The organism is Azonexus hydrophilus (assembly GCF_905120355.1).
Classification (GTDB): Bacteria; Pseudomonadota; Gammaproteobacteria; order Burkholderiales; family Rhodocyclaceae; genus Azonexus.
In genome coordinates, this window is sequence record NZ_CAJHOB010000006.1 from 40,691 (window position 1) to 58,685 (window position 17,995).

Annotated in this window: 13 protein-coding genes and 1 tRNA gene; 5 read left to right on the forward strand and 9 right to left on the reverse strand. The window is 61.9% G+C overall.

Going from position 1 to position 17,995, the window contains the following annotated elements:
• Positions 1-37 precede the first annotated feature (37 nt).
• On the forward strand, positions 38-1,714 hold the full coding sequence (locus tag JYJ39_RS06015; RefSeq protein ID WP_205202895.1) for an ABC transporter permease: 1,677 nt from the start codon (positions 38-40) through the stop codon (positions 1,712-1,714).
• Between the two features lie 6 nt (positions 1,715-1,720).
• On the opposite strand, the gene JYJ39_RS06020 is transcribed toward JYJ39_RS06015, so the two are convergent.
• Genes JYJ39_RS06020 through JYJ39_RS06040 form a run of 5 tightly spaced genes read right to left on the reverse strand, consistent with a single transcriptional unit; the run spans position 1,721 to position 5,870 of the window.
• Positions 1,721-3,022, reverse strand: a complete 1,302-nt coding sequence (locus tag JYJ39_RS06020; protein WP_205202896.1) for a M18 family aminopeptidase — start codon at positions 3,020-3,022, stop codon at positions 1,721-1,723.
• Between the two features lie 54 nt (positions 3,023-3,076).
• A complete protein-coding gene (locus JYJ39_RS06025; protein WP_205202898.1) occupies positions 3,077-3,943 on the reverse strand; it encodes an alpha/beta fold hydrolase in 867 nt (288 codons plus the stop codon).
• A 4-nt stretch (positions 3,944-3,947) separates the two neighbouring features.
• Positions 3,948-4,676, reverse strand: coding sequence for a DNA polymerase III subunit epsilon (dnaQ, locus tag JYJ39_RS06030; protein ID WP_205202899.1), 729 nt, complete (start codon positions 4,674-4,676; stop codon positions 3,948-3,950).
• Positions 4,676-5,137: a ribonuclease HI gene (gene rnhA / locus JYJ39_RS06035; RefSeq protein WP_205202900.1), complete on the reverse strand. Its 462-nt coding sequence runs from the start codon at positions 5,135-5,137 to the stop codon at positions 4,676-4,678. Before rnhA ends, dnaQ begins: the two co-directional genes overlap by 1 nt.
• Positions 5,127-5,870: a class I SAM-dependent methyltransferase gene (locus JYJ39_RS06040; RefSeq protein WP_240189562.1), complete on the reverse strand. Its 744-nt coding sequence runs from the start codon at positions 5,868-5,870 to the stop codon at positions 5,127-5,129. The genes rnhA and JYJ39_RS06040 overlap by 11 nt, the downstream gene beginning before the upstream one ends.
• 43 nt (positions 5,871-5,913) lie before the next feature.
• Here JYJ39_RS06040 and gloB point away from each other — a divergent pair, with 43 nt between their 5' ends.
• From gloB to JYJ39_RS06055, 3 genes are all read left to right on the forward strand, one after another.
• Positions 5,914-6,672 (forward strand): hydroxyacylglutathione hydrolase, encoded by a 759-nt coding sequence (gene gloB / locus JYJ39_RS06045; protein WP_205202902.1) that lies wholly within the window; start codon positions 5,914-5,916, stop codon positions 6,670-6,672.
• A gap of 187 nt (positions 6,673-6,859) precedes the next feature.
• Positions 6,860-8,950: a methyl-accepting chemotaxis protein gene (locus JYJ39_RS06050; protein ID WP_205202903.1), complete on the forward strand. Its 2,091-nt coding sequence runs from the start codon at positions 6,860-6,862 to the stop codon at positions 8,948-8,950.
• Positions 8,951-9,172: 222 nt separating this feature from the next.
• Positions 9,173-9,247: transfer RNA gene (locus JYJ39_RS06055), tRNA-Thr, on the forward strand.
• Between the two features lie 56 nt (positions 9,248-9,303).
• Here the strand turns inward: JYJ39_RS06055 and JYJ39_RS06060 are convergent.
• From JYJ39_RS06060 to JYJ39_RS06075, 4 genes are all read right to left on the reverse strand, one after another.
• Positions 9,304-10,734, reverse strand: a complete 1,431-nt coding sequence (locus JYJ39_RS06060) for a bacteriohemerythrin (RefSeq protein WP_205202904.1) — start codon at positions 10,732-10,734, stop codon at positions 9,304-9,306.
• A 209-nt stretch (positions 10,735-10,943) separates the two neighbouring features.
• Positions 10,944-11,582 (reverse strand): response regulator, encoded by a 639-nt coding sequence (locus JYJ39_RS06065; protein WP_205202905.1) that lies wholly within the window; start codon positions 11,580-11,582, stop codon positions 10,944-10,946.
• Positions 11,579-13,576, reverse strand: a complete 1,998-nt coding sequence (locus JYJ39_RS06070) for a PAS domain-containing protein (protein ID WP_205202907.1) — start codon at positions 13,574-13,576, stop codon at positions 11,579-11,581. Before JYJ39_RS06070 ends, JYJ39_RS06065 begins: the two co-directional genes overlap by 4 nt.
• Positions 13,566-14,423: a substrate-binding periplasmic protein gene (locus JYJ39_RS06075; RefSeq protein WP_205202909.1), complete on the reverse strand. Its 858-nt coding sequence runs from the start codon at positions 14,421-14,423 to the stop codon at positions 13,566-13,568. Before JYJ39_RS06075 ends, JYJ39_RS06070 begins: the two co-directional genes overlap by 11 nt.
• A 166-nt stretch (positions 14,424-14,589) precedes the next feature.
• On the opposite strand from JYJ39_RS06075, the gene JYJ39_RS06080 reads away from it, so the two are divergent.
• On the forward strand, positions 14,590-17,985 hold the full coding sequence (locus tag JYJ39_RS06080) for a DUF748 domain-containing protein (RefSeq protein WP_205202910.1): 3,396 nt from the start codon (positions 14,590-14,592) through the stop codon (positions 17,983-17,985).
• Positions 17,986-17,995 lie beyond the last annotated feature (10 nt).

Here is a 17,995-nt window from a genome sequence, read left to right on the forward strand (position 1 = left end):
GGCGATTATAATTCGCGATTGAATACGATTCTCAATCATGCGCACAATTACTCTTTTGCAAAAGCTCCGCGGATTCCGCCCGTCGCCTCTGCTGCTTGGCGGACTGTGCATCGCCTTCCTGGTGGCGCTGCCGGTGGTCGGTATCGGTGCCAACCTGTTCCAGGGGGGCACCAGCGCCACCCTTGAGCATCTGGCGGCGACGGTGTTGCCGGCGTATGTGCTCAATTCCCTGGCGCTGTGTCTCGGGGTGGGGCTGGGTGTGGCCTTGATCGGGGTGACAACGGCGTGGCTGACTGCGCTGCACGATTTTCCCGGGCGGCGAGTGTTCGAGTGGGCGCTGTTGTTGCCGATGGCGGTTCCGGCCTATGTCATGGCGTACATGTATACCGATCTGCTGACCTTTGCCGGACCGGTGCAGAGTGCGCTGCGCGAAGCGTTTGGCTGGCGTTACGGCGACTACTGGTTTCCCGACGTACGCACCTTGCCCGGTGCGGTGCTGATGTTCGTGTTCGTGCTTTATCCCTACGTTTACCTGCTGGTGCGTACGGCCTTTCTTGAGCGCGCCGGACGGGCGATGGAAGCGGCACGCAGTCTTGGTCAGGGACCGTGGCGGGCTTTTTTCAGTGTTTCCCTGCCGCTCGCCCGCCCCGCCATTGCTGCGGGTGTGGCGTTGGCGTTGATGGAGACGCTGGCCGATTTCGGGACGGTGGCCTATTTTGCGGTCGATACCTTCACCACCGGCATCTACCGCGCCTGGTTCTCGCTCGGCGACCGGGTGGCAGCGGCACAACTGGCGGCGCTGCTGCTGGCGGTGGTCCTGCTGCTGCTGGCGGGCGAACGTCTGTCACGTGGGCGGGCGCGTTACCACGACAGTGCCGGCGGCAAGCATGCGGTACAGCGCCGGCCTTTGCGCGGCTGGGCTGCCTTGGCAGCGGTGCTGGCCTGTGCGCTGCCACTGCTGTTTGGCTTTTTGCTGCCGGCCGCCTGTCTGCTCGATATGGCGATCAACGATGGCGATGCGCAATTTGGCTGGCGTTTCCTGACACTGGCGCGCAACAGCTTTTTGCTGGCCGGGGTGACGGCAGTCATCGGTGTTCTGCTCGCCTTGCTGCTGGCCTATGGCGCGCGCTGGGCCAAGGCCGGGCTGGCGGCACGCCTGGCGACCCTGCTCAATCGCGTGGTCGGGCTGGGCTACGCCGTGCCCGGCTCGGTGATTGCGGTAGGGGTGCTGATTCCGGTGACGCGTCTCGATCTGTGGCTGGCGGGCTGGTGGGCAAGCTGGTTCGGCGCGGCGCCGGGTCTGCTGCTCAGCAGTGGCGTGGCGGCACTGGTCTATGCCTATCTGGTGCGCTTCCTGGCCAGCGCCCTGCATGCGGTGGAAGCCGGTCTGGCACGTATCACGCCGGCCATGGACGACGCTGCACGCAGTTTGGGCATGGGGCAGGCCGGGGTATTGCGCCGGGTACATGCGCCGTTGCTGCGCGGCAGCCTGTTGACGGCGGGACTACTGGTGTTTGTGGATGTAATGAAGGAATTGCCGGCGACGCTGGTGATGCGACCGTTCGATTTCGATACGCTGGCCGTGCAGGCCTACACCCTGGCGTCAGACGAGCGGCTGGCAGAAGCTTCGACGGCATCCTTGGCCATTGTCGTGGTCGGTCTGCTGCCGCTGATCTTCCTGTCGCGCCAGATTGCCGCCGGGCGGCGCGACTGAGCCAGATCAGGCCGGCTGTTCCTGCAGCGCCGCCGTCAGGGCGTCGATCAGCCAGGCATGGTCGGCGCAGCCGGCGCTTTCGCGCAGACTGTGCATGGCCCACAGCGGGCTGCCGATATCGACTGCCGGTACGCCAAGACGGGCCGCCAGGATGGGGCCGATGGTGCTGCCACAGCCGAGGTCGCTGCGATGCGCGTACTGTTGACAGGGCACCTTGGCCTGGGCGCAGATGGCCATGAAACGGGCGGCACTTTCGGCATTGGTGCTGTAACGCTGGTTGGCGTTGTGCTTGATGACGGGGCCGCCATTCATGCGGATGCGGTGGCCGGGTTCGTAGGCCTGGGGGAAATTGGGGTGCCAGGCGTGTGCCATGTCGGCACTGATGAAGAAACTGCGGCGCAGCGCGCGCTGCTGGTCTTCGGCATCCAGTGCCTGCTGCTGGGCGATGCGCGCCAGCACATCCTCGAGGAAACGGCCGCCTGCGCCGGTACCGCTTTCCGAGCCGACTTCTTCGTGATCGAACAAGGCGATCAGTGCTGTTTTCTGCGGTTGCTGGCAGGCGAGCAGGGCGCGCAGGGCGGCGTGGCAGGAGGCGAGATTGTCCAGTTGCGGCGCGGCGATGAATTCTTCATCGGCGCCCCAGAAGCAGCCTTTCTGCGTGTCGCAGACGGCAAGTTCCCAGGTCAGGATGTCGCTGGCGGCAACGCTCAGGTGTTCGGCCAGTAGCTGCCGGAAACGTTCGCTCGCCAGCAGCGCCGTGCTGAGGGCAAAAATCGGCGGCAGTTCGGTCTGCTTGTTGAATTTGAGTCCTGCTTCGTTGACCTCACGGTTCATGTGGATGGCGAGATTGGGCAGGCGCAGCAGGGGGCGATCGATGTGCAGCAGGCGCGTCTGTGGTCCCGTCGGGGTGTCCACGACGACACGCCCGGCCAGGCTGAGATCGCGGTCGGCAAAAGTGGCGAGGATGGGACCACCGTAAACTTCGACCGCCAGTCGGTCTACACCGTGCTGGCTGTCCGCCGGCTGCGGTTTGACGCGCAGTCCTGGCGAATCGGTATGGGCGCCGATCAGGGTCAGGCCCGCCGCCGGGTCGTGGCCGAGGCGAAAGGCAATCAACGCACTGCCACCGCGGCTGACGTAATAGCTGCCACCCTCCGCAAGTGTCCAGCGCTGGCTTTCGTCGAGGGCCGTGAAGCCGGCGGCGTCGAGCTCGGCACTGGCACGGCTGACGGCATGCCAGGGACTGGGGCTGGCGGCGATGAAATCGACAAGCTGTTGCGCTTCGGTACGTTGCTGCGGGCTGGGCATGACGGGTGCTCTCGGAGAAGGCGGAAAGGGCGGAAATGAAGGGGTTGCCGGTGATCAATCGCGGCAGAGTGAGATCAATTGATCGGCAATCCGCCGGTCGTAGAGGGCGCTCAGGTGGCCGACGGGGGGCGTGGTGAGATTCTGCGCTTGCGGCAGGCGTTGCCCGGCGCGCGGCATGATGAAGTTGTCGAGCGGGTTTTCCAGGGCAATGACGGGGATGCTGGGCTGTTCATGCGCCAGATCTCGTAGCCAGTGCGAATCGACCTGCATCTCGCGGCTGTTCTGCCCCCAGCCGTAACGGGCCAGGTGGGTGCCGCCGTTGGGCGTGGCCAGCGTGATCAGGCGGCGGATGCCCTGGCCACCGTAGCGGGCCAGCCAGGATCGGCAGACCAGGCCGCCCATGCTGTGGCCGACGAGAATCAGCGGCGCATTGCGACAGTGCTGGCGCAACGCCTGGATGCGCTCTTCCAGCAGCGGCACCATGCGTCCCATGCTGGCCAGCGGCGGGCCGAGGGTGACGCTGGCAACCGTCAGGCCGCCCGCTTCCAGGCGCCGGCGCAGCAGCCACCAGACGGCACGGTTACAGGTGTAGCCGTGCACCAGCAAGACGATGGGGCGGCCGGCAACGATGCGGTCCGGCGGCATCCACAGGCTGGGCAGGGGCAGGACCAGGAGTTGTGTGAATACGCTGGCGCCAGCTTCCCGCAGGATCTGGCCGAAAGTGGGGCGTGGCTCAGCGGGGCTGGCGTAGTACGCAGCAAAGAGCCAGGTGCTCAGGCTTTGCCACACGCGCAGGGCAACCAGTCCGCCGCTGCCGGCGAGGAGGGCCTGCCCGGGTGTCAGTGCCAACAGCCAGTGGCCGAGAAGGGCATACAGGGTGAGTTCGAGCAGCAGCCAGAGCTGCAGTTGCAGGGCCGGCATTGTTTCAGCCGCCTGCCGCAGTGGCCGCTGCCGCGTTTTGTGCCAGCCACAGGCACTGCCCCTTGCTTTCCTTGTCGATGTCGGCCAGCAGGCGGGCATGTTCGCTTTCTTCTTCGGCGCTGGCCCGCAGCACCTGCAGCGGTTTCCGCTGCCGCGCCTTGCCGTCGGCGTCCAGGCGTACCGGCGGCGCGTCGTCGGCATCGATCATCAGGCTGTTCTGGCCGCGCGTCATGGCGAGGTACACCTCGGCCAGCAGTTCGGTATCGAGCAAGGCGCCGTGCAGGGTGCGGCCGGAATTGTCGATGGCGTAGCGCTCGCACAGCGCATCGAGATTGTTGCGCTTGCCCGGATGCAGTTCCTTGGCGTCCTTCAGGGTGTCGATCACGCCCTGGCACAGGGTCTCCACCGGAACCCGACCCAGCCGGTCGAGTTCAGCGTTGAGAAAACCCAAATCGAACGGCGCGTTGTGGATGATGAGTTGGGCGCCGTTGATGAATTCAAGGAACTCGTCGGCGATATCGGCGAATTTCGGTTTGTCGGCAAGAAACTCCAGACTGATGCCGTGCACCCGTTGCGCCTCGGCGTCGATCTCGCGCTCGGGGTTGATGTATTTGTGCAGGTGGTTGCCGGTCAGGCGGCGGTTGACCAGTTCGATACAGGCCACTTCGATGATGCGGTGGCCCTGGCGCGGGTCCAGCCCGGTGGTTTCGGTGTCGAGAACGATCTGGCGCATCACGCTTCCTTCAGCAATTCGTCGATGCCGCGATTGGCGAGGGCATCGGCGCGTTCGTTTTCCGGATGGCCGGCATGGCCCTTGACCCAGATCCATTCCAGCTGGTGCGGGTGGCGCAGGCTATCGAGCTTCTGCCATAGATCGGCATTCTTCACGGGCTTCCTGTCGGCGGTTTTCCAGCCATTCTTTTTCCAGCCATGAATCCATTCGCTGATGCCTTTCAGCACGTATTGCGAGTCGCTGTGCACGCGGGCATGCACCGGCCGTTTCATGGCTTCCAGGGCGCGGATGACCGCCAGCAGTTCCATGCGGTTGTTGGTGGTGGCCGCTTCGCCGCCCCACATTTCCTTTTCGTGCCCGCCGCTTTTCAGCAGGACGCCCCAGCCGCCCGGGCCGGGGTTGCCGCGACAAGCGCCGTCGGTAAAGATGTCGACCGCAGTGTGCGCCGGATTACTGACCATGGATTTCCTTTGGGGTTTTACGCACAACAGGCTGCAAGGCCTTGTTGCGCAGGGTTTTCTTTTGCCAGCAGGGAGTGATCAGGCGCATGCCGGGCACTCGTTTGACGGCGCGCAGCATATAGACAGCACCGGAAAATTTCCACCAGCGGCGCCCGGCCTGCTCGGTGAACTGCCAGCGTTGCAGCCATTTCTGTTGCTCGAACGGCGGGGCATAGCAGCCGAACTGGCAGGATTCGATTTCAAAGCCGAGCAGGCTCAGCCAGTCCTTGAGCCGTGGCAGGGCAAGATAGCGCCCGCGCCAGGGAAAGCTTTCCCGGCGCCGGGCCTGTTTGCGCAGGCCCCACAGTGACAGGGGGTTGAAGCCGCAAATCACGATCTGTCCTTCGGCAATCAGCACCCGCTCCACTTCGCGCAGCACTTGGTGCGGGTCGGCGGAGAATTCCAGCACGTGCGGCAGGACCACGAGATCAATGCTTTGTCCGGCAAAGGGCAGAGCTTCCGGCTGGCATTGGGCGGCCACCGGGGCTGCCGGATGCGTCGTCTCACCCAAGCCGATCCGTGCCCGCATCGCGATGCGGTTGGCACGCAGGAAGTCCTGCTGGGGTAGTCCGATCTGGACGGCATTGAAACCGAAAATGTCGGCCACTTCGCTATCGATCTGCGTACTTTCCCAGTCCACCACGTAACGGCCGAGCGGTGAACGCAGCCAGCGTGCCAGTTCCTGTTCGGTCAATGGTCTATTTGACAAGCCTGAGTCTGGACGGGATAGTTCCGGCATGTTTCAAATCTCGTACATTCCTGCTTTCAAAGACAACTACATCTGGGTGTTGCAACGCGGCCAGGAAGCCTTTGTTGTCGATCCCGGAGAGGCGGCGCCGGTGCAGGCCTATCTGGCGGCGGCGCAGCTGCGGCTAGCGGGCATTCTTGTGACGCACCACCACGCCGATCACCAGGGTGGGGTGGCGGAACTTGCCGCCTACTGGTCCTGCCCGGTGTTTGCACCGGCCGACGAGTCTATCACAGGGGCCAGCCAGCATTTGCGCGGGGGTGAAACGATCGATGTACTCGGGGTACCGGTCAGTGTCCTTGCCATTCCCGGGCATACCCGCGGGCATCTTGGCTATCTGGCGCCGACGGCCTTGTTTTGTGGTGACACCTTGTTCGGCGCCGGTTGTGGTCGCTTGTTCGAAGGTACGCCGCAGCAGATGCATGCCGCGCTGGCATGCATTGCCGCGTTGCCGGCAGAAACGCGCATTTATTGCGCCCACGAGTACACGCAGATGAACCTGCCGTTTGCCCTGACCGTCGAACCGGGGAATCCGGCCATCCTGGCCCGCCTAGCACGGGTCGATGTCCGCCGGCAGGCAGGCCTGCCTACCGTCCCGCTCGATCTGGCGGAAGAGCTGGCGACCAATCCCTTCCTGCGCTGCGATCAGCCCGCGGTGATTGCCGCTGCCCGTGCCCACGGCGCCGCGAGTGCTGACCCGGTCGAGGTGTTCGCCGCCTTGCGCGCCTGGCGTAACGTTTTTGCCTGAGCCCCGGAATAAAGACTTCCCTGGGGGGACTGCGCGTGCGTGCAGTCGCAAACACAGCAGTTTTTCCCTGCCTGTAAAGAAGCATTAACACTGCGCTGTTAACTTTCCGCTGAGGTCTGCCAGCGGGTTAGCGCCACGTCTGGCAGCGTCGTTGCGCCGTCCATGCAACGCAACTTACAGGCCAGGCATGAAGAACAATCACCCCGTCACCCAGAATGAAGTTCCCTTTCCCGGGAATACCTACATCGTTTCGCGGACTGATCTCAAAGGCATCATCACCTACGTCAACGATGCCTTTACCGAGATCAGCGGTTTTTCCAGGGCGGAATTGATCGGTAAAAACCACAATGTGATCCGCCACCCGGACATGCCGGAAGCAGCGTTTCGCGATATGTGGGCTACTTTGCAGGCGGGTAAACCGTGGCGTGGTGCGGTCAAGAACCGCTGCAAGAATGGTGATTTCTACTGGGTTGAAGCGTTTGCCATGCCTTTGAAACGCGATGGGCAAACCGTGGGCTATCAATCGGTACGCACCCCCCTGGGCGTCAGCAAACGGGCGCTGGCAGAACAGTTGTATGCCAGTGTCGGGCAAAAAGGCAGCTTGCCCGGCACGCGCCGGCGCCGTCTGTCCCTGCGTGCCTTAATCGGCGGCACGATGCTGTTGTTGCTGGCGATGATGGCGGTACTCGGCTTTACCGGCTTGTCCGGCCTCAAGGCCACCAATGCACAGCTGGTGAGCATGTATGAGGAAGGAATGCAGCCCACCAATCTGGTCAATCGCATCAATTTTCTGCTGGCGGACAATCGTACGCAGCTCATGCTGGCCATGCAGTACGATCCTGCCAATGCGGCGTCCGCCCTGCATGACGAGCCGCAGGAGCGTTATTTCGCGGTGTATCGAAATAACCGCCAGGAAATCGAAAGCTTGTTGACCCAACTGCACGCCACCGAACTTCGCCCCAGCGAGAAGAACCTGCTGGATCTGGTGCTGGCGGCGCGTGAGAATTATTCGCGCGATGGTCTTGATCCGGTGTTCGAGCTGCTACAGGCCGGACAGTATTACAACGCCAGCGTGATGCTGCTGACCAACGTCAATCCGTTTTACCTTGAACTGGAAAGTGCGACACGCGCCTTGATTGATGAGCTTGCAGCCGGTGCCAGCGCGCGTTATCAGGAATCGGAGGCGCGTTATCAATCGGTGCGCAACCTGAGTGTTGGTCTGCTGGTACTGGCTGTGCTGCTGGCCATCAGTGCAGGTGCTGTCCTCATCCTTGGTATTGCCGGACCGATCCGTAAAACTGTGGCACTTTTTGAACGTATCGCCGAAGGGCGGCTGACCGATGAGATCGAAATCGATGGTGATAATGAAACCGGCCAGCTGTTGAGCCACCTGGCAGTGATGCAGAACAACCTCAAAGTGGTGCTCGATGAAATCAGTAGCGCAGCGCATACCATCGATGCGCGCAGCCAGCAACTGGAAACCAGAATGCAGCAGGTGAGTCGCCAGTCGGAGCAACAGCAGAGAAGCGTCGAGGGGGTGGCGGCCGTGACCGAGGAATTTAGCCAGTCGGTTCAGGAAGTGGCGGCCAGCGTGCAGGACACGGCGCAGGCTGCCACGGAAGCGCAAGTACAGGTGGTGGCGAGCAACCGTCATATCAGCGAAAGCATGGCAGCGACGGTACGGGTGGTCGATGCCGTGCAGGCCTCCAGCCAGACAATTGACCAGCTCGACCAGGCGATTGCCAGGATCGGTGACATTACCAGCGTTATCAGCGACATCGCTGGTCAGACCAATCTGCTGGCCCTGAACGCAGCGATTGAGGCGGCCCGGGCCGGCGAGCAGGGGCGCGGTTTTGCCGTGGTGGCAGACGAGGTGCGCAAACTTGCCGAGCGAACCACACTATCCACCGCTGACATCAAGGCGACGGTGGAATCTATTCAGACGGTGACGGCTCGTGCGGTAAGCAGCATGGGGGTGGCGTGCAGCGAGGTTGAGGCGGGTATTGGCATGCTGCACGAGAGTGTCGCAGGGCTGGAAGGGGTGGCCCAGGCCTCGGCCCGGGTGTCGCAGATGACTGGGCAGATTGCTGATGCTGCGCAGCAGCAGGGGCACGCCAGCGAAGAAGTGGCGGTGAACATGCAGCAGATTACCGATCTGATCGAGCGTAATACCGACTCGGCACGTGCCGCCCGGCTGGCGGCAGAACAACTGCTGGGAACAGCGCAAAGCCTCAGTCAGTTGCTCGCGGGGTTCGAGTTGCACCGCAGGGAGTGTTGAGATGGATTGGGCGCGGGGGGCGGGAGTTTTCTGGCCGTGCCCGAGTCCGCCAGGTAGGCTGCGTAGTGATAAATCGATTGGCTTGTAGCGTTTATTCTGGTCTAATGCGCGCCTTCGTGCCCGCACCCACCTCTGGGTTATCGTATGTGTGGGGCGCGCGTCTTGACCGCCTTGTCTCTCTGTTTCTGTTTTTATCAGGCGAGCGGGCAGTCATCCGGCAGTGCCCATGTGGCTCAGTGGTAGAGCACTCCCTTGGTAAGGGAGAGGTCGGCAGTTCGATCCTGCCCATGGGCACCACCCTTCCCGGCGTATTGCCGCCGGTGAGTTTCGGGACCAAAGTTCCCGGTCCGTTGTCAGGCGTTTTCTTCTTCGTGGATGAAGGGGCGGTACAGCTGATCCTCGCCGAGGATGTGGTTGCGTAGCCAGTCGCGCAGGTAACCGAGAATTTCGCTGCCCAGTTGGTAGCGTGTGCGGTAGGTGAATTCCTCACGCACCTGACGGATCCAGCGCACAAATCCCTGGTGGATGCGTCGGTGCTGCTCGAGGTCGGGATAGCCGGCCGCAGCGATCAGATCTTCTTCGTACTGGAAGTGGAACACCGTGTAGTTGATCAGCTCATCGATGATCATCGCCACGATGGCGCGGTCGTTCTGAATTTCGGCGTTGGCCAGCTGATTGATGGTGTCGATCAGGATCTGGTGCTGTTCATCGATGTGGGTATTGCCCACACTCATCCTGGGATGCCATTCGACCAGTTTGACCTGGTTGCGTCCCTCGACGACCTCGAGGAAAGCGTCAACGACCACGGGGTCGAACTGGGTGCCGCTCAGGTTGCGGATCTGTTCGATGGCCTGCAGGATTTTCCAGGGGGCTTTGTAGGGGCGGCGCGACGTGAGGGCGTCGAAGACGTCAGCAAGGGCGCAGAGTCGGCCGGAAAGCGGGATTTCTTCCCCGGCCAGCCCGTTGGGGTAGCCGTTGCCGTCATACCACTCATGGTGGGTGAGGGCAATTTCCGCACCGAGGGCAAGGTAGCGGCTGTTGTCCATGAGCAGGCTGGCCTGGGTCAGCATGCGCGCACCGTCAGCGGCATGCTGGCGCATGGTGTTGCGCTCGCTGGTGTCGAGCGGTCCGGCCTTGAACAGGATGCGGTCTGGCGTCGCGATCTTGCCGACATCGTGCAGGATGCTGGCGGTGGCGACCTGGTCGATATAGGCGTCGTCGAGGATTTCGGGAAAAAATCCGCGCCGTTGCAGCAGACGGGCGGTTTCACCGACCAGACGGGCGACCCGCAGAACGTGGGCGCCGGTATCCGTGTCACGGTGTTCGGAAAAGTTGGCAAAGGCGACCACCGTGGCCTTGGCATTGCGACGCAATTCCTCAAAGGCACGGCTTTCGCCGCTGATGTCGGTGTAGGTGAAGACATAGCCGCCGCTGGCGAGGGGGCGGCAATTGACTTTCAGGACGGTGCCATTGGGCCGCACACGGGTCAGCTGCCAGCGCTCCCGGTTCTGCATCCGGCGCAGGCTGTCGGCAATGTAGTTTTCCTGCTCCGCTTGTTCGATCAATTCACCGCTGTCGTGCATCTGCTGTAGCAGATCGTTGAACGGGCGTCCGATCAGCGGCTCGAATTCATTGAAGCCGAGCAGGTGCAGGTAAGTCTGGTTGAAGCCGCTGATGCGGAACTGTTCGTCCAGCCAGACGATACCTTCGTCAAGGTGATCGAACACCTCGCAGATCTGCTCAGGGTGGTTGGTGAGTTGAGTGGTGAAGGTACGGGTGTCCACGGTCAGATGAGTGTCAGGGTTCAGGGGCTAAAAGAATTGCTCCAGTCCGCTCTGCGTACTGCAGGCTTCTGCTGTAAGCATCTGGCGTTTGCGGATAACTGATGTTGTTACAGTGTTTCGCATTCTAGGTCTTGGGCAAGGCACGCTCTATTCCCGGAAATGCTTAGGTGATTACCGGTAAACACGTAATCATGTTGGCATTTGGTGGCTCAGACCGAGGGTATCAGGCGGTGACGGATGGCGTAGTGAGTCAGCCCGACGGCACTGTCGATGCGCAGCTTGCGCATGATGTTGCGGCGGTGGACTTCGACGGTGGATTGGGCAATACCGAGTTTCTCGGCAATTTGTCCTGAAGTCAGGCCGCTGGCGACCAGGCGCAGGACTTCGGTTTCCCGGCCGCCGAGTTTGCCGGTGGCCAGTTTGTTGCGGTCGCCCAGAACATCGCGGATGGCCTGCGTGGCGTCCGGGCAGAGATAGGTGCGGTTGTAGCAGACAGCTTCGATGGCGCGCAGCAATTCGGAGCTGGCGGCTGCTTTGGTGACGTAGGCCAGGGCGCCGGCACTGAGCATGTCGGAGATGTAACCCCGGTCAGCAAAAATCGACAGGGCGATGATGCGCACATGTGGGCGTTCGGCGCGCAGGCGGCGGGTGATTTCGATGCCGTTGATGCCCGGCAGGTCGATGTCCATGCAGACGATGTCGGGCAGCAGGGTGCGCGCCAGTGCCAGTGCTTCGTTCCCGTCGCCGCTTTCGCCCACGATTTCCAGGCGCGGATTGCGCTCCAGCAGAAGATGCAGAGCTTCGCGGAACATCTGGTGGTCATCCACTAACAGCAAGCGAAAAGTCACGCAATTTCTCCTTGTATGGGCAGTACGATGCGTAGGGTCGTGCCACGTCCCGGTTGGGTGTCGATGTGGCATTGGCCGCCGGAAAATTCGGTCAGATCGCGCACGGTGAGTATACCGAGGCCAGCGGAACCTGTGCTCTGGCCGAGTTCTTCGAGGACGAAGCCGCAGCCGTCATCTTCGATGCGCAGTTCGATGTGATCGGGGTGCCGCAGCAGATGCACATCGACCCGATTGGCCTGGGCATGCTTGGCGCAATTGGTCAGGGCTTCCTGGGCGATCCGGAAAAGAATCGATTCCTGCGCCGCCGGCAGCCGCGTCTCCTCTTCAGAGCAGTGGAGTTGGGCTGCGACACCCGTGCGGCTGGTAAATGCCTGCAGATGGCTGGTCAGGGCAGCGCACAGGCCGGCGTAATCGAGAATGGGGGGGCGCAGGTCGTTGGAAATGTCGCGGATGCTGGCGTCGGTGTCTTCCACCAGGGCGCGGATATCCTCCAAGCGTAGCGCCAGCTCGGGGTCGTCATGCGCCGCCAGGCGGTCGAATGCATCATCCAGATGGATGCTGAGGGCCGCCAGGTTGGGGCTGGTGCGGTCGTGCAGTTCGCCCGCCAGGCGGCGGCGGGCACTTTCCTGCACACTGATCAATTGCCGTGACAGCTCGCTCAGGCGGCGCTCGGTTTCCTTGCGCTCATGGATGTCCTGCTTGACGGCAATGAAATGGCGGATGCCGCCGTTGTCGTCATGGACGGGCGTAATGGTCTGGTCTTCACTGTACAGACTGCCATCGCGCCGGCGGTTGAGGATTTCACCGCGCCAGACCTGACCAGACAGGATGGTTTGCCACATCCGTTTATAGAAGCGGCTGTTCTGGCTGGTGGAATTTTGCAGCTCGCCGGGGGTGCGGCCCAAGATTTCTGGCATGTTGTAACCGCTCATGTTGCAGAAGGCGGGGTTTGCCCACTCGATGCGCCCCTCCTTGTCAGTGATGATGATGGCGTTGGCAGCAGCGGAAAGCGCCGCGTGATGCAGACGGATCTGTTCGGTATCAGCAGCCCGCTGGCGGGCAATCCGCTCGTAGCGGAAAAAGTACAGGCTGCTGGCCGCGAGCGTCGCCAGCAGCAGGAGCAGGGTGGTAGCGGTGCTGTGCCAGGCTGCCTGTTGCCAGCTGGCCATGGCTTCTTTTTCATCGATCTGCATGCTGACGAAAAACGGGGTTTCACGGGCCTCGAAGAAACTTCCCGGGCCGGCGGCCTGGCCCTGCCGTTCGCCGGTGAAGCGTCCGCTGACCTGCTTGGCCAGTGTCTGTGCATCCGGGGCGCCAGTCAGCAGACTACCGGGGCGGCGTTGTGGATCCGTCGAGAGCAGCACACTGGCGTCGTAACGCAGCACCTCGACGATGTTTTTCGGGTGGCCACGGTGTTGTTCGTAGTAATCAAGAAAGTAACCCGGGTTGATGGCGGCAAGAAAGCTGCCGGCTTCCCCGGCGGTGCTGTCAATGTGGCGCAGGACGGGGATCAGAAACTGGCTGTCGGCCGCTGCCGGCTGTTGCGCCGAGGTTTGCCGGCCCTGGTTGAAATCGCGCCCCGCCCAGGGGAGGGCGGCACGCAGGAAGTGACCGGGAAATTCGTTGTCCGGCAGGAAGGTCTGCAGGTCGATCCGGGTGCCGACGTTGGCTGGATTGGAACTGGCCACGATCATCCCCTGGGCATCCAGGCGTGACAGGGAACGCAGGTAGGGGGCGTGCAGCAGGGCCAGCTGCAGGCTGCTGTCGGTGGCGTGTGGGTCGAGTTGTTCCAGGGTCAGGCGGACGGCATTGAAGGTGTGCGCCAGCTGGGTGGCGAATACCTGGGCGTAGAGATCGCTGCTGGCAGCGATGCGGTTCATGGTTTCTGCGTGCAGGCGCCACAGGGTGTAAGCGGTGCTGCCCAGGAACAGCAGGCTGACCAGCGTCAGCACGCTGAAGAAGATGCGGCGGGGTGACCAGGGTTTAGCGGGCATGGGCATCAGCCGCGATGATGGGAAGCAGGGAGTGTTTCCGGGCTGCCTTGAACAGTCGGCCATCGGCCTTGATGTCGGCGACGAACTGCTCCAGCCGGCTGTGCCAGACGGGGTCGCCCGGTTTCAGGGCAAAGGCGTAGGGGATTTTTTCCATCTCCGGTGGCGGTTCGATCAAACGTGCCCAGGTGGTTGTTTCCAGCATCCGCCGGCTGTAGGGGTAATCGGTCATGAAGACGTCGGCGCGGCCCGACTGCACTTCTTCCTCGCGCCCATTGGGGCGCTGGGTGACCAGCAGCTGCGCATGACGTAACTGGCGGCGCATGACGTTTTCGTGATAGGTGCCGCGTGCTACGGCGACCACATTGCCCGGCTGGTCAATGTCCTGCCAGGTGCGGATGCGCCGGTTGCTGCGCGTGGTGATGGCATAGGTGCCGCTGTTGAGGTGAGGCTGGGTGAATTGCAGGTATTTCTGCCGCTCCGCAGTGATGCCGATGGCGAAAATGGCGACATCGCAACGTTCGGAGAGCAGGTCATCAATCAGGCGTGAGAATGAGCTGTCGATGAAGCGTGGTGTTACCGCCAGATCCGCCGCCAGCGCATGCGCCAGATCAATCCCGATGCCTGATATCTCACGGGTTTTGGGATTGCGGTAGGAAATCCCGTAGTAATCCGGCCAGATGCAGATATCAACGGCATTGCGTGTCTTGATGCGGGTCAGCGTGTCCGCCTGTGCTGGCAGGGGCAGCAGGCAGGCGATGCAGCAGGCGGCAGGCCCCCAGAAGGTTCGTCCCAGATGCCACCAGCGACGAGTGCAGTGCAGGGGGCGGGCGTTGGTGAGCAGGCGCATGGCAGGGCTGCGATGTAACGGTATCAGGTGAAACAGCGCGAAGTGAATATCTTGCTGGAGGGGGACTGTGCTAGATTCAGCGAATTATTTTTATCCTGCGCTGGAATTTAGCATGAACACAGCTAATTCGCATTTTTTAATGAAATTGTCACAGATTTGTAAGCGAATGGATACGCCGAAAAATCGCCGGCGCGGGCAATGGCTGTTGGGCAGTTTTGTCGTGTTGGTGCTGCTGGGCTTTTTTGTGCTGCCGCCGATCCTGAAAAACATTCTGTTGCAGCAACTGAGTGCCAGCCTGCAGCGCGAGGTCGTGATTGAGCGGGTCGAGATCAATCCGTTACGGCTTTCCTTGCGCCTGAACGGTGTGTCGGTGCGCGCCAGACCTGGCGAGGCGACGGACGCTACGGTGGTGGCGGCACCGGTGGAAATCGCTGGATTCGATGAGCTGTTCGTCAACCTTTCCTCAGCCTCATTGTTCAAGCTGGCTGTGGTGGTGGATGAATTGCAACTGCGGCGCCCGCGCCTGGCGATCAGCCGCTATGCCGACGGGCGGTTGAACGTGTCAGATCTACTCGATGCATGGATGCAGCCAGACGATACACCGGCCGGTCCGCCGCCGCGTTTTTCCCTTAACAATATTCGCATCGAGGAAGGCGAGATCCTTTTCGACGACCAGCTGCATGGCAAGCTGCACCGGATCGATGGTGTGCAGCTGGGTCTGCCTTTCGTCTCCAGCCTGCCGTATCAGGCTGATGTCGAGGTGCAGCCGTTGTTTGCCGCCAACATCAATGGCGCCCCGCTGCGTCTGGAAGGCGAGAGCACGCCGTTTGCCGAGGACCGGGAGAGCCGGCTTAACCTGACGCTGGACGCTTTCGATCTGGCGGGTATCGGTGCATACCTGCCGGCAAACTTTCCCCTGCGTCTGCCGGCGGCAAAACTCGACAGCCGTGTGCAGGCGGTGTTCCGCGAGCTTCCTGGTGGTGTCAACTCGCTGGTGCTGACCGGTCAGCTGGCGCTGAACGGTTTGCGTCTGACCGATTCGGCGGGTGCGCCGCTGCTTGCCTGGCAGAAGCTGAGCGTTGATGTGGCAGAAATCGATCCGTTCAACCAGAATTTTGCGCTGCGTCAGGTGACGCTGGATGGCCTGGAAGTCGATGCGGCGGTGAACCAAAGGGGGGAACTCAATTTTCTGCGAGTGATCGAGCGTTTGCAGGCGGATTCGCAGGCCACCGGCAAGGCAGAGGAGGCAGTGCAGCCGGCGGCGGGAGACGCCAGCAAGACGCCGTTGCGTTGGTCGCTGGGCGGATTGCAGCTCAACGATGCGCGCCTGCGTTGGCAGGATGCGTCGAATACGCCCCCGGTCGTCGGTAGTGTGGATGGCGTGACGCTGCGCCTGGCGGCGCTCGATCAGGATTTGAAAAAAGTGCAGGTGGACTCGCTGACGGCTGCCATCGATTTTGCCGACGCCTTGCGCGCCAGCCAGCTGGCCGTGGAAGGGGTGCAGCTTGATCTTGCTGGGCAACAGGTCGAGGTCGCCGCCGTGCGTCTGCAGGGTGCCCGGCTGAGCGTGTTGCGCGCGGCGGATGGCGCCGTGCATTGGCTCAGTCCGCCGCAGTTGCAAGCCGGCAAACGTAGCGCGAACAAGGCGCCCGCCAGTCAGACGCCACCCTGGCGCGCCACCCTGGCGCGCCTGCAGGTGTCCGATCTGGCCGTGCGGTTTGAAGATCGGAGTGTGCAGCCGAACGCCGTGCAGGAAATCGATGCGCTCGAACTGGTGGCCGACAATCTGGGCACAATTCCGCAACAACAGGCGCAGCTGCAGCTGAAAGCACAACTCAACCGGACCGGCCAGTTGGAGGTGAGCGGCGGTGTCCAGGTGGAGCCGCTCGCCGGCAAACTCAAAGTCAGTACCACCGGTGTGCCCATCGACGTGCTGCAGGGGTATATCGATCCCCACCTGAATGCCAATCTGCAACGCGGCCAGTTTTCCAACACTGGCGAGCTGGAGTTTTCGCTCAACCCCAAGGCGGCAAAAGACGCGCTGAAACTGGCCTATCGTGGCTCGGCCACACTGGGCAACCTGCAGCTGGTTGACCGGGAAAACAAGAATGACTTCCTGAAATGGAAGTCGCTGCACGTTGGCAAAATCGACTTCCAGCTGGCACCGATGAAAATCGATGTCGGCGAAATTGCCCTCAGCGATTTTTTCTCGCGCCTGATCCTGAATGCCAATGGTCGCCTCAACCTGGCTGACATCCTGCGCCAGGAAGCTGCTGCCACGCCAGCGGACGGTGCTGCGTCCGGCAATGCCTCTGCAGTCGCAGCGGTTGCGGCCGCCCCGGAAGTCACGCCGGCCGTGGCACCACCCGCCGGGTCGTCGCTGCCGATCAGGATCGGCAAGATCACGCTGAATAACGGCCGGGTCAATTTCTCGGATTATTTCGTCAAACCTAATTACACCGTCAATGTCGGCAAGCTCTCCGGGCGTGTCACCGGGCTGTCTTCAGAGGCCGGGACGCTGGCCGACATGGAATTGCGTGGTACTTACGGTAGTGCTGCGCCCGTGCTGGTGACGGCAAAACTGAATCCGCTGGCAGCTGAATCCTTCCTCGATCTGAAGGCAGAAGTGAAAGGGGTGGATCTGACGGGTTTCTCGCCGTATTCGGGCAAATACGCCGGCTACCTGATCGAGAAAGGGAAACTCAGCCTGGATGTGGCGTACAAGCTGGAAAACCGGGTGTTGAGTGCGGAAAACCATCTCTTCATCGACCAGTTCAACTTCGGGCAAAAGGTGGACAGCCCGGATGCCACCAGCCTACCGGTGAATCTGGCCATTGCCCTGCTGCGCAACAACCGGGGCGAAATCGATATCCGCCTGCCGATTTCCGGCTCCCTGGACGATCCGCAGTTTTCTCTCGGGGGCTTGATCGTCAAGGTGATCGTCAATCTTTTCGTCAAGGCGGTGACCTCGCCTTTCGCCTTGCTTGGTTCGATGTTCGGTGATGGGCAGGAACTGTCGAGCATTGCATTCGAACCGGGACGCTGGCTCCCCGATGCCGCGGCACAGAAGAAGTTGCAGGCGCTGGCCAAGGCCATGAATGAACGCGACGCGCTCAAACTTGACATCACTGGCTTTGCCGACGCCGAAATCGACCGTGAAGGGATCAAGCGGGTGGGGGTCGAGCGCCTGATGCGGCGTGAAAAATTGGCCGACCTGCAGAAAAAAGGGGGCGACAGTATTGAAATGCGTGATGTGCGTATCGCGCCGGAAGAATATGCCAGCTACTTGACCCGGGTGTACAAGGCCGCAAAGTTTCCCAAACCACGCAATTTTGTCGGTTTGCAGAAAACCTTGCCGGTAGAGGAAATGGAGCGCCTGCTGCTGGCCAATATACCGGCGGCGGACAGTGATCTGGGCGCGCTGGCCAATCAGCGTGCGGAAAGCGTGCAACGCTGGCTGGTGGAGGAGGGCAAGGTTGATCCTGAGCGGGTATTCCTGGTGCCCGCCAAGGCCGGGCAGGCGGCACCTGCCGGTGGCCAGGTCATGTTCAATCTGCATTGAGCTGCCGTGG